Origin of the sequence: Robertmurraya dakarensis (assembly GCF_900156875.1) — a bacterium.
Taxonomy (GTDB): Bacteria; Bacillota; Bacilli; order Bacillales; family Cytobacillaceae; genus Robertmurraya; species Robertmurraya dakarensis.
On record NZ_LT707409.1, the window covers coordinates 3,337,493 to 3,350,742 of the forward strand.

Genomic DNA, 13,250 nt, shown 5'->3' on the forward strand with positions numbered 1-13,250 from the left:
TATAGGAGCCACCTATTTCGGACCATGAGCACTCGCTCAGCCTACGCTTTCTACCTAGGCCCTCAGCTCAAATCTACCTACGACTCTCTGCCCCCTACGGTTTGCCCATAAAAAGAAAAAAAGATGCCCACGTCAACCAACGCGAACACCGAAAAATGAGAAAACACCTATCAATTGATAGGTGCAGTCTCATGGGCTACCAACCGAGATATTTATATCAGAAGCAGAAGGAAATAAATCTCTCTGTTAACTACATTCTACCACTATTGCTCTTTTATCTCAATCAAATAATTACGAAAATGTACCTTTGTTACCAAATATTTCTTAAGTATTTTGTAATGGCTTTTTTTCGATACTGGTTGAGACGATCGCATAGGCGATCATGAGCAAGAATACTAAGTCTAATAGTCCTGTGTGCAGTGAAAGAACAAAGATCGTTGTGACGAAGGCATAGCCGACGGTTTGATAGGATTTAATGCCCGTACGCTGTACTTGGTTATACAGCATGCCAATGATCAATCCATATAGGGCAAATCCAATGATAATCGCGATGTATCCGGCTTCTACATAAAGCTGGCCAAGATATGTAGGCGTCGTCGTCCGGCCTGGTCTTGTAATATACTTCCCTTCATCGACACTCAAGGAGTTCACCATTTCGGTCACTTGCATCCGTGGTGACAGCTGCTCACCCGGCAGTACCGTTGTAAAAATACCAGAATGCAATCTTCCATACATATAGCCATGTTCATCTGTGTATTCGATTAGCTTACTTAACACAATATGACCAGTAACCATTTCAGAGTTTAATGCTCTCACCCATTTAGGTGTGGCATTAATTTTACGCTGAATCTTAAGATTCTCATCAAGATCTTCCTCAGTTAGCTCCACATCTGGACCTTCTCTAGAGTTATGTTTCTCTGTTGGATCCTCCGAAATAATGCGGATGAAGCCGAACAGCGAGAACAGGATTCCAAGTATTACGAGGACACTAAGAAACCACGTAAGCTTAATTCTCTTAATAATATAATGAAAGACGATAAATGACGTAAAGAACATCACCATGATCGGCGTTCTGTAGCCCATTAGGATAAAGAGCACAAACACGACCATCAAGATTCCGCCGTAAGTCAGCTTCTTTTTCGTCGTTAATTCTTTTTCTTTTAAAATCTGATGACATAGTAAAAAGATTACCGAAAACCATAAGAATGAACTTAAGAAGTTCAATTTCGGATCGAGGTTTCGGCGGACTGATTCATCGAGAATCCCTACTTGTCCTGTAAATAACATGATTAAATAGGCAACTAAGCCGATAGCTCCTAATAGATAGAGGAACCAAATCGTTTTCCCTCTTAAAAAGCCTAAGCCAAACGAAGGAAATGTCCACTGCTTTTTATCCGTAATGTACACCGCCGCGTAATACGCTGCCAATCCAAGCAGGACAGCGAGGAAGACATTGCGGTTGACATCAAAGTACTCAAAGCGGCTGAAGTCGAAAAGACTGATAAAGAAATATAAGACCAGCACAAACGGTAGAAAAAAGTATGGTGAAAATGTATCAATACGATTAATTTTTTGAATGAAATTTTTCATATTCCTGATCCTCTAGGTAGAAGACTTTGCTTTCCCTCCCCTTGCAAGAAGCTGGGTCATTGATGTTGTTTTTAGTATATACAGACCCGCGAAATATACGACGGCCCCCGTGATGATCATGATTGCTAAATAGAGGATGTCTCCCAGTAACGCTGGAGAAATAACCTTTCCTAGACCCCATAAAGCAAGGAACATCAGCGCTGTCGCTGTTATCATTTTGATGTATTCTTTTCCAATGTATTTAAGATTAAAACCGTTGAAAATTTTATATAGCGTTGAAAAAGTAATAACGGAATAAATCATGCCGACTACCGACGTTGATAGCGCCAAACCTGCCGGCCCCATGATATTCGATAGAATCCAGTTGGAAATCACGTTAACGACAACGGAAATCATTCCGATTCTCATCATATAGTGACCTTTGTCTAATGTATAAAAACCTTTGGCAACTACGGCTTGTATGCTGTAAAAGAAGACAGAACCGATATAAAATATCGCGTATTGTGTCGTCAGCGCCGTTGCACTTTCGGTGAACGCTCCTCTTTCATACGTTAAACGAACGATTGATTCCATTAAAATCAGCATGCCAATCACAGTTGGAGCCAGGAACATAAACATATATGAAAGTCCCCGTTCCATTCCAAGCTTAAAGCTTTGGTGATCACCATCTGACTTTGCTTTTGCCAGTAAAGGATAGACAATCGTTGCAATCGTCACCCCAAAAATCGCCTGCGGGATGTTCACCAGCCTGAAGGCGTAATTTAAGTTAGAGACGACCCCTTCCCCCATTCCAGATGCAAATATCTGGTTGACGGCAAGGTTGATTTGCCCGACCGCAATCGTGAGGCCGACCGGAATAAAGATCCAATAAAAGGACTTAATCTCCTGCCAGTCCATCTTTTGCGTCCATGCCATCATTTTTCCAGGCTTCAAGACAACTAGCTTCAGTAAAAATGAAAAAAGTGTCCCGACAAAATACCCGATCGGCACCGCATAAATGCTTAACGTTTTATGAAAGATAATCGCAAATAAAATCGTCGTTAGAACGACAATGGTTTGTGAAAAGGTGGAGAATGAGAATTTTTTTTGCGAATCAAAATAACCCTCGTATACGGCATTTACCCCAACTAAGCTGATTGACAAGAAGTAAATCGCTGCCGTCCAGGCTGCTATCATCATGCCTTGCTCGAATTTGGCAAAGTCCGGATAAAGCATCCCTACCAGCCATGGTGATGCGGCCGCTCCCACAATTGACACAGCAAGTGAAATCCAGAAGGTCCCCTTCACAATATTCGTTAAATGCGAGAAGCCTTTCCCCAATTTGTCATATTTGAAATAACTGGGCAGAAACGCATCCTTCATTCCCGTCAGCATAAACAGGACGATCGCATTCGGAATGACCATGGAGGCGAAGTAGGCGTCGGCCATATAGGAGTCGCCATACAAACCGGAAATGACAATGTCGCGGATCATGCTCGAAAATTTCAAAAAGAAGGTAGACAGCAAAAATAATATGCTGGCCAATCGTAATTTTGACATAGCGTGTCCTTCCTTCTATTTCTTTATTGCTTTTAAAATGAACTTTGGCAAGAGGAGTTGACGCTTCCATCTCCATGGTTCCTTCATTAAACGGTAGAACCATTCCAGTCCAAGCCTTTGGAATCCAGCAGGTGCCCGCTTAATATGGCCGGAAATCACATCAAATGAGCCCCCTACCCCTTGGTAAACTTTCGGGGCAAGCTGGTGCATATGATCGACAATCCAATATTCCTGTGTCGGACTTCCTTTTGCGACAAAAATAATGTCCGGATTCGCATCATTGATGGTTTGCCTAATCAACGCATCATCCTTCACGTACCCATCAAGAGTCCCGACAATTTGCAGACCAGGAAAGCGTTCTTCAAGCTTTTGCTTTGCCTCATCTGCGCGCCCCGGCTTTGCACCGTAAAGGAAGATCGTCTTGCGATTTTTCCAAGCAGCATCGCAAAGGGCGAGCATCATATCGATTCCCGTGACCCTTTTACGAATTTTTCCGCCTTTTAGCATCGATGCAATGATGACACCTATTCCATCTGGGATTTGATAATCGGCCTTATTTAAAAGCTCCTTTAAAGAGACGTCCTCCTGAGCCTTCATAATTTTCTCAGGATTGATCGCCACGATAAAGGATTTTTTATTTTTTTCAATATCATTCATTAAAGACGAGGTGATTTGTTCGTATGTTTGATTACAGACATCTACCCCTAGAAAATTCTCTTTCATCTCATCACCTATTTTTGTGAGATCAGTTTTTTAGACGTTTTTGGAATCTCCAAGAACGGTTACTTCAAAGCCAGCATCTTCCCAGACATTACGGACAATGCAATTTTTCGTATCAAACACATGCTTTGTACGAAGCATATCAGCGAAACCTTCTGGGTTCAGTGTCTTGAACTCATTATGATCAGTCAAGACTAGCACAAGATCAGCGTGATTCACTGCTTCTTCGAGGCTTTGTGTTTGATGGGCAAGTTTGTTTTCTTTAATATGCGGATCGTAAGCTGTGTAATCAAGGCCAAGCTCTTCGATGTGCTTAATCACTTCAACGGAAGGACTTTCACGCATATCATCAATATTTGCTTTAAATGATAACCCAAGAACAGCCACACGGCCATGGGAAATATTCTTTTTATCTAAAATTGATTTTGCCTTCAACGCTGTGTATTCCGGCATTGAATCATTTGTTCTTCTTGATTTATGAATAATCTTGGCAACCTCTGGCTGTAATTCAACCAAGAACCATGGATCAACAGCGATACAATGTCCGCCGACTCCAGGACCAGGCGTATGAATATTCACGCGCGGATGGTAGTTCGCAAGCTTAATCGCTTCCCATACGTTGACACCAATGCTATCACAAATTTGCGCCAATTCATTTGCAAACGCAATGTTGACATCGCGGTAAGTATTTTCCATAACCTTAACAAGTTCAGCTGTTGTTGCATCTGTAAGGTGAATATTTCCTTTTACAAATGTTCTGTACAGTTCTTCTGTTAAGCGTGAAGATTCTTCGTTAATTCCGCCGACAATGCGGTCGTTGTTAACAAGCTCTTCGAACACTCTTCCTGGAATCACACGTTCCGGTGAGTGAGAAATATATAGATCGGTACCCATTTCAAGGCCCGTTTCTTTTAAAACTGGAATCATAATATCTTCAACGGTTCTTGGCGGAACTGTTGATTCAAGGATGACTAGGTTTCCTTTTTTCACAAATGGCACGATTGATTTTGTTGCATCGCGCACATAATCTAAATTAGCACTTTTATCAGGATTGATTGGGGATGGAACCGCAATAATGAAGACATCTGCCTCCACCGGCTGCGTTGATACGGTGAAATTCCCGCTGTCAATCGCTGTATTTAAGCGGTCCTGAAGACCATTTTCTTCAATGTGAAGCTGCTTCTCCGCGATCATTTTAACAGCTCTTTCATTGATATCTACTCCATGAACCGTCATTCCGTGATTCGCAAACATGACGGCTGTTGGCAATCCAATGTATCCAAGGCCAACCACGCACAGTTTCTTTGTCATAAGTATTTCTTCCTTTCATAGGCTGCCTTTTAGAAAAACTCGATTCTGTGGAAATCGAGGACTTTTCTCTTAAGAGAAGTTACACTTTCCTAAAGTACAAAAAATAACCTAAATGATATTATATCGAAAATTGTCTAATGATGATAGCTTTTCATGTATATATTTAGCATTCCAAAGATAAGACGAAATTTGCATGGAATAAGTGACAACTGTTTCCTTCACTTCGCGCCCTTATTCAACCGGCTTGCGGCCAATTGAATAATACTGGATGCCAAGTTCCTTCGCCTCGTGAAGTGGATAACAATTTCGCCCATCAAAAATGACTGGCTGCGCCATGCTTTCTTTGTATTGTGCTAGCGTAAGCTCTTTGATTTCTCTCCACTCCGTGACAATAAATACCATATCTGCTTCTTGAATGGCCTCTAGCGCCGAATTTGCATAATTGATTTTGTCATGAAACAGTTCTTCTACATTACCCATTGCAATCGGATCAAAAACCGTAATTTGGGCATTCTCTTTTAGAAGACTCTCAATGATATCGATCGAAGGAGCTTCCCGAATATCGTCCGTATTCGGTTTAAATGCCAATCCGAGCACGGTTACTTTTTTTCCAGTGAAGTCTTGAAAAAGTTCTTTCGCTTTCAGGAAAAGCTTATCCTTCTGGTATTTGTTCACGTTGATGACCGATTCGAGAATTCTAAAATCAAAGTCGTACTGCTTTGCAAGGTAATTAAGCGCCTTTGTATCTTTTGGGAAACAAGATCCGCCGTACCCGATGCCTGCGCGAAGGAATTGATTTCCGATCCGCTTATCATAGCCCATTCCTTCCGCCACTTCTTCAATATTGGCGCCTGTTTTTTCACAAAGATTCGCGATTTCGTTGATAAAACTGATTTTCGTCGCTAAAAAGGCATTTGACGCATATTTGATCATTTCGGCACTGCGGATATCGGTCGTGACAATCGGAATGTTGAGCGGCTCGTAAATGCTTCTTAACAGCTGCGCCGTTTCTTGACTTTCCGTTCCAATCACAATCCGGTCTCCGTTAAAGGTATCGTGAATCGCTGACCCTTCTCTTAAAAATTCCGGGTTAGAAGCGACTTCGATGTTAATCGATGGATCCACTCTCTCCTTAATAATGCGGGCAATTCTTTCGTTTGTCCCCACCGGCACGGTGCTTTTTACAACGATTACGGTGTCTTTGTGGATGTACTCGGAAATCATAATCGCTGCTTGCTCTACATAAGATAGGTTTGCTGAACCGTCCTCATTTTCCGGTGTACCGACCGCGATAAAAATGCAATCGGCGTCAGCATATGCCTGCTCGGGCTCTGACGTGAAATGCAGCCTCTTAGCTTCAAGGTTTTTCGTGATCAAGTCTTCAAGGCCTGGTTCGTAAATCGGCGACTTTCCCCCATTGAGCTCTTGAATTTTTCTTTCATCTATATCAAAGCATGTGATGGTGTGTCCGACATCAGCCAGGCAGACACCTGTCACAAGCCCCACATATCCGGTTCCTGCTATCGTTATTTTCATGTTATCCCTTCTCTAAATCCTTAGTTGCGAGTGTGCTTCGCTTGTAAAATAGGTCCCAAATTCCCGAGGGGTTTCGGACATTTTTATTTATTTATCATTTACCAATAATTGATTTAAATACTGACGCAGTTCGGTGCGTAAATCGTCGCGCTTCAAGGCCAGTTCGAGTGTGGCTTTGATGAAACCAAGCTTGTCCCCGACGTCATAACGGTCACCTTCAAAGTAGTATGCCAGCACTCTTTTTGTGTTCGTTAGTGTTCGCAGTGCATCGGTTAACTGCACTTCTCCGCCTGCTCCCGGCGGCAGATTTTCTAGAATTTTTAAGATTTCCGGTTCAAGAATGTAACGCCCCATGATCGCATAGTTGGAAGGAGCCGCTTCCTGCTCTGGCTTTTCGACTAAGCTTTTAACTTGAAAGATGTTTTCGTCAAGTTTTTGCTCTGAATCGATAATTCCGTATTTTGATACTTCTTCGCTTGGTACTTCTTGAATGCCGATCACGGTTGAATCGTGCTTTTCATAGACATCCATAAGCTGTTTCAGGCATGGTGTCTCCGCTTGTACGATGTCATCGCCAAGCATGACGGCAAATGGTTCGTCGCCAATAAAACTGCGGGCGCAGTAAATCGCGTGCCCCAGCCCTTTCGGCTCTTTTTGCCTAATATAATGAATGTTCGCGAGGTTGGAGATTTCTCTGATTTCCTCGAGCCGATCCCATTTCCCTTTTTTGAGAAGAGTCTCTTCCAACTCATAGGATTTATCAAAATGGTCTTCAATCGCACGCTTTCCGCGGCCGCTGATGATCATAATATCCTCGATGCCCGATTTCACCGCTTCTTCGACAATGTATTGAATCGTTGGCTTATCCACAATCGGCAGCATTTCCTTCGGCTGTGCCTTCGTGGCCGGCAAAAAGCGTGTTCCCAGTCCAGCTGCCGGAATGATCGCTTTACGAATTTTCATGCAGGGCGCACCTCCCTCGTTCACCTGCATCATCATTGGATCTACTTCTATTTTCATATTAACTTTTATATCGATAAACATAAATACAGGCATCACCCAAAAAGATGCCCGTCCACTATTATAGCTCAAACTCCAGTAGTTTACATGAAATAACCCCAGAATTCAAACACAAGTAACCAAATTGTAACATTATTAATATGGTACCAGGTACCGCCCATGGACACTTTCCCCTTTTTGTCCACCGCCGGTACCTGGTACCGGCGGTGGACAGTGTCTTTTCGGGACGGACAGTACCTGAAGCATACTCAGCCAAGGTTTATCTTGCGAAATTTGCAGAGAATTTTGTAGAAATTTTTGGATTTATTTCTTGTAGAAATTGCTAATTTTCAGTCAACAAAAATCGCTTATATGGTAGAATAATGATAGATTAATAGCCAATTATAGGAGGGCTGAACTAACGATGAAGAAAAAAGTTGTCGCTTTTACGACTGTTGCCATTCTATCATCAACAATCGCGTCAAACGCTTTAGCTGATACATATAAAGTGCAACAAGGAGACACACTTTCTTATATTGCAAAGAAGTATAGTTTAAGTGTTTCTGAGCTTAAAGCTTTAAATAATCTTTCATCAGATTTAATCTACGTGGATCAGACACTTAATGTAGCAGCAACTGCACAAGTAAAGGTGCCTGTAATTGACAAGGCTCCGGCTAAGCCAGCGGCAACCACCATGACAACTGCACCTGTCGTGTCCAAATCCTACTCTTCAGCTCCCGCTGCTGGGAGTACCGTCTACACCGTTGTTAAAGGCGATACGTTAGGAAAGATCGCGAATCAGCATAAAATCCCTCTGGCGGATTTAATGAAACTGAATAATCTTAGCAGTTACATGATCTATCCTGGACAAGTGCTGAAGGTATCGCAATCAGCTTCTCCTGCTCCTGCTGAAAAGGTTGATAAGGCGCCAGTTCCTCCGAAGGAATCCAATTCAGCGCTATCAAGTACAGGTGAGTATGTTGTCAAAAGCGGTGATACATTAGGTCATATCAGCGTCAGAAACGGGATGACCGTGGCAGAACTAAAGGAACTGAATGCTCTTTCTTCTGACCTTATTTACGTTGGACAAAAATTAAAGCTGCGCGCTGGTTCCACGTCCAGCGCTAACAGTACATCAACCGTTAAGCCGATAACAGCTGATAAGGGTGACAACATCAGTACACCAGGGCAGACAGTAAAACCAGAAGCGTCTGAAGGTGACAGCCTCTACCCTGTTAATTCCCAAAGTTTAATAAATGAAGCAACCGATTTACTTGGGACTCCTTATGCTTGGGCAGGAAATTCACCGGAGGGCTTTGACTGCAGCGGATTTATTCATTATGTTTTAAATGGAGCTGGGACAAGCATGACCAGACAATCAACAGAAGGCTATTACAGCCGTTCCTTTTATATAGATGAACCGCAGCCAGGTGATTTTGTCTTTTTCGAGAACACCTATAAAGCTGGCATCTCACATATGGGAATCTATTTAGGAAATAATGAATTCATTCATGCCAGCTCTTCAAAAGGCGTCATCATCAGCAGCCTCGACGAACCTTACTATGAATCACGCTTCGATGGATTCAAGCGTTTATACTAGTTACTAGAAAAGACGTCCACGTGGACGTCTTTTCTATCTAAATTGAAGGTTTTTATCTTCTGTCCTCCCGGCGCGGACAATATCAAGAAAATGTCCACGAGCGGTACCTGGTACCTAAATGAAGGGTACCTAATTATTTTGATATGCATGTATGGATGCCGATGATGTTGAGGAAGTGGTGTATTTTGTTTAGGGATATTTTTATATATTCTTCACAGATTGTGTGCTCTTTGAGGTAGGCTATCTTTTTCTTTTGTCCGGCGGGATGATGATGGGTGGTGGTTCTGCGGTTGCTTTCAATTTCTTCACACGGTGCTTCACCATAAGTGAATACCACTGCTTCACCAATCTTTTTAGCATTTTTACTAAAGTAAAACGAAAAGACAATGGCACATTCATGATCAATAAAAGAGGGTTGAATCTTCATTTCGATATCCATCCTATTTCCTCCTTTTACCGTTGTTCCTTATACTGTAACAAAATCCAGAAAAGGTGGTTTTTTCGATAGACATGGCAGAAACGCAGCCAAGCAAACCATATGTACCTATATATCTTTTATTTTTATAAATATATAACTATAGGCATATGCTTAGGGAATATTTCTTCCTATCGATGATTACCCTTTTTACAACCCAGCTCTTCAAACATAAAAAAAACACCTCATAAAGAGATGTCCAAGAATAAGGGATATCAATCAGTATTCAGATGGAAGTTCGTGAATGGAGTCGCCGCCGCCAATTGGCCCAGGCGAAATGATTCCTGCGTTTGTTGCTAAAATAAGCGCTAATGCTAGTCCGATAATACGTTTTTTCATTGGTAAACCTCCTCAAAAAGTGTTGATAGCGTTAAAATGAATATATCTTGACTCTAGTAAAACATATTTCTACAATTTTCAATTTTTCGATATAAGTTGATTTTCTCTACTTTCTACTCTAGTAAATCCGTTATACATACTATTTAACCAAAAAATATAATTTTGGGAATATTTGCAGGAGGTGTTTTAAATGGACTTTTCAGCAGTAGGGAAAAGGATCAAGGAGCTTCGCAAGCAAATCGGCTTGTCTCAAGGAGAGCTGGCCAAAGGGATTTGTACACAGGCGCAAATTAGTAAAATTGAAAACGGGGATGTTTATCCGTATGCTTCTACTCTTTATTTGATTTCTGAACGGCTTGGTGTTGACGTTAACTACTTTTTTGACATCGGACTGACACCCCGCCTTGATTATGTACAAGAAGTTTGTAAGCAGCTTCGGATTACGAGGAGAACAATGAATTATGAAGAAATGAAGCAAATTGTGGAGATGGAGCAGAAGAACCCGCTGTTTTCGCAGAATAGACGAAACTATCAAGTGCTTCTCTGGCATAAAGGAATTTATGAGCATGCAATGAACAAGGATCTCGGAAAAGCTATACAGACCCTCCAAGAAGCCATTTCCCTCACGCAAACTACCGAGAAAATTTACTCTGAGAGAGAGCTTGAGATTATGCTGACGATCGGGGTCATTTACTTTGAGGAAAATGATTTAGACAGCGCACTGAAAATATATAAAACAGCTTTTCATGCCATTAAGCAGCTTCCTTATTTAAATGATATTTCGATACAAACCCGGCTTTATTATAATATCGGCCGCGTCCTTACCAGACAGGAGAAATACCATGAATCGATTCAGTACTGCCAAGAGGGAATTGACTGGTGCATCAAGAGGGAAAGCCTTTATCTGTTAGGGGAACTTCATTATCATACAGGCTACAACTACGAACTGCTAAACAACCCAATAAAAGCGATACAACTCATGGAAAAAGCCCGGCTCATCTTCGAACTCCAACACGACAATCGCTTCCTCACCTTCATCACCAAAAAAATCAAAAACATGGTACCAGGTACCCCTCATGGACAAATGGGGTAAGTTTGTCCACGGACGGTACCTGGTACCGTTCGTGGACATTTGTCTCCCTGAGGGAGACACCCCTGTTTATTTGGTTAGGAGTCCTCGGCCGATGTAGCGGAGGATTTCTTTTTTGGGCATGGTGGTTAGCTCAGTTTTTGATAGTTTACTTATGTTGATTGGGGTGAAGTAGGGCGCTTGGTTTTTGAGGCCTTCTGGTTCGTACGCAACCAATTCTCCTTCTTCCCCTTCACTAATCAGTTCGACGGTTTTACCTACAACAAGGCCTTTCTCGATTTCGCGCTTCTGCACCTTGCCATCCCGTCCAAGCACAAAAATGCTATCCTTTCTTATAGCCTTTTCTGATACCGTCAGAACATCCTGAGCTTCCGCTACTTTAATCTTCAACCCAACATTTGCCCCAACTGGAATCAATGTTTCCGGCTGCTCCTCAAGCTCGACGGTAAAACTGTACTGGCTTTCCTCATCCAGCTTAGGATCACTTATCGGGTTAACAGACACACTTGAAACAGTCCCCTTCAATTTCTCCGGCAGCTTATTTGAAGTGATCGCAACTTCCATCCCTTCAGCGATTTCAAGCACCTCATCCTCATCCAATACGCCCTCCACCTTCATGTCATGCGAAGTAATCGTAACAACCGGATTTTGCAGTTCATAGCTGATGTCTTTCACGACACCCGCCATTCCGCTATCGACGGTCAAACTTCTAAGGCCGTCTTCGGCAATGTCGATGAGATCGTTATATTTATCAATTTCCGCTTCAACTTTTCCTAATTCCCATTTCTTTTCGGAGATTTCCGCTGAAAAACTGTTCACAATCGAATCAGCATAAGGGTTATCATCCCCAAAAGATGTTGTTCTCTCGAGCTTCTCCAAATCATCGATATTATCCTCAAGCGCTTCTTTCTCACGGTCCAGTTTGGAGATTTCCGCTTCAAAACTCGAGATGGTCGCCTCGATATCGACCGGAGAGTACTCAAATAAAGCTTCTCCAGACCTTACCTCTTCTCCCTCACTGACGAGAAACTCTTCAAAAATACCGCTTCCAGCTTGATAGTAGACATACTCCTCTTGCGCAGGAACGAGTACGCCGGATTTATTTTTCGACAATACCAAGTCCTGTTCTTTAACTTCAGTCCATTCACCAATATAAGCTGCTCTCTCGATTTTACTTTCTTTTTTAAAAATCAAGAAAAGGTTCGCGGCAAGCAATAACCCTATGATCGCCAGCACCGTCCATTTTTTTCTATTCAAGTTTGCCGCCTCCTTTAAAGCATGACTTCAAATTTTATATAAGAAAAGAGTGCAGAAAAGATCCAGATAAATAGATTAGTAGATAAAACGATAAGTAGAAGTACCCCGTTCTTTTTCTCCGTTGTCCATTTTAAATATAAATAATGAAGGACCATCATCCAGATTGAAAAAATTGAAATGTTCCCAAGTAACTGGATGAGAAATTCAAGTCGAGTTACATACTGCGCCACAACACCCAATCCAAAAGGAGACGATGCCTCATCCAGTCCGAAAAACAGCTGAAATGGGATCAGCATGGCTTTTTCTAATAACGAAATTGCCGCTGTCAGCAAGCCGATCACCACTAGTTTGCTATACTCGATATCGGTAAAAACCCAAAAGACGAGCGCCGGGAAGAATATCAGTGCTGTCGTTATTAACATACTCAGAACAACTTGTCCAACCGCAAATAATGCCTTCATATTTTCAAACTCTGCTGCTGAAACATCATAGATCTGCTTCGATAGTGATTCATTCCCAATTCCGAAAAAAGCAGAAATTCCTGCTAAAATTAGGCTAATCGCGAGAATCATGGAGGTACGTGTCCAAATTCCATGAATTTGCTCCGCTTTATGTAATTGATGTGCCGCGACATATGGTGAAAAAAGTCCTCGAAACAGCCTAACTTGAAAAAACATAATGAATCCTCCAACAATTTGTCATATTCTGTGTATTCATTTTACATCACTTACAGGAAACAGGCATCTGAAATCCATCGTAAATTCTAAAGATTAAGGTAAATCTGTTAAAAATAG

General features: G+C 42.0%; 11 protein-coding genes. 2 read left to right on the forward strand and 9 right to left on the reverse strand.

Going from position 1 to position 13,250, the window contains the following annotated elements; translation table 11 throughout:
• Nucleotides 1-324: 324 nt before the first annotated feature.
• From CZ487_RS24660 to galU, 6 genes are all read right to left on the reverse strand, one after another.
• Nucleotides 325-1,590, reverse strand: coding sequence for an oligosaccharide repeat unit polymerase (locus CZ487_RS24660; protein ID WP_077215007.1), 1,266 nt, complete (start codon nucleotides 1,588-1,590; stop codon nucleotides 325-327).
• Nucleotides 1,591-1,602: 12 nt separating this feature from the next.
• A complete protein-coding gene (gene murJ, locus CZ487_RS24665; RefSeq protein WP_077215008.1) occupies nucleotides 1,603-3,129 on the reverse strand; it encodes a murein biosynthesis integral membrane protein MurJ in 1,527 nt (508 codons plus the stop codon).
• A 15-nt stretch (nucleotides 3,130-3,144) separates the two neighbouring features.
• A complete protein-coding gene (locus CZ487_RS24670; RefSeq protein ID WP_077215009.1) occupies nucleotides 3,145-3,852 on the reverse strand; it encodes a WecB/TagA/CpsF family glycosyltransferase in 708 nt (235 codons plus the stop codon).
• A 30-nt stretch (nucleotides 3,853-3,882) separates the two neighbouring features.
• A complete protein-coding gene (locus tag CZ487_RS24675; protein ID WP_077215010.1) occupies nucleotides 3,883-5,160 on the reverse strand; it encodes a nucleotide sugar dehydrogenase in 1,278 nt (425 codons plus the stop codon).
• 231 nt (nucleotides 5,161-5,391) lie between these two features.
• Complete coding sequence (locus CZ487_RS24680) at nucleotides 5,392-6,696, reverse strand: UDP-glucose dehydrogenase family protein (RefSeq protein ID WP_077215011.1); 1,305 nt, start codon at nucleotides 6,694-6,696, stop codon at nucleotides 5,392-5,394.
• 87 nt (nucleotides 6,697-6,783) lie between these two features.
• A complete protein-coding gene (gene galU / locus CZ487_RS24685; protein ID WP_077215454.1) occupies nucleotides 6,784-7,659 on the reverse strand; it encodes a UTP--glucose-1-phosphate uridylyltransferase GalU in 876 nt (291 codons plus the stop codon).
• A gap of 460 nt (nucleotides 7,660-8,119) precedes the next feature.
• Between galU and CZ487_RS24690 the strand changes: the two genes are divergently transcribed.
• Nucleotides 8,120-9,295, forward strand: coding sequence for a C40 family peptidase (locus CZ487_RS24690; protein WP_077215012.1), 1,176 nt, complete (start codon nucleotides 8,120-8,122; stop codon nucleotides 9,293-9,295).
• Nucleotides 9,296-9,428: 133 nt separating this feature from the next.
• On the opposite strand, the gene CZ487_RS24695 is transcribed toward CZ487_RS24690, so the two are convergent.
• Entirely contained in the window at nucleotides 9,429-9,734 is a 306-nt protein-coding gene (locus tag CZ487_RS24695; RefSeq protein WP_077215013.1) for a hypothetical protein, read from the reverse strand.
• Nucleotides 9,735-10,299: 565 nt separating this feature from the next.
• Here CZ487_RS24695 and CZ487_RS24700 point away from each other — a divergent pair.
• A complete protein-coding gene (locus CZ487_RS24700) occupies nucleotides 10,300-11,202 on the forward strand; it encodes a helix-turn-helix domain-containing protein (protein ID WP_077215014.1) in 903 nt (300 codons plus the stop codon).
• A 66-nt stretch (nucleotides 11,203-11,268) separates the two neighbouring features.
• On the opposite strand, the gene CZ487_RS24705 is transcribed toward CZ487_RS24700, so the two are convergent.
• A complete protein-coding gene (locus CZ487_RS24705; protein WP_077215015.1) occupies nucleotides 11,269-12,456 on the reverse strand; it encodes an efflux RND transporter periplasmic adaptor subunit in 1,188 nt (395 codons plus the stop codon).
• 14 nt (nucleotides 12,457-12,470) lie between these two features.
• On the reverse strand, nucleotides 12,471-13,133 hold the full coding sequence (locus tag CZ487_RS24710) for a hypothetical protein (protein WP_077215016.1): 663 nt from the start codon (nucleotides 13,131-13,133) through the stop codon (nucleotides 12,471-12,473).
• Between the last annotated feature and the right edge of the window lie 117 nt (nucleotides 13,134-13,250).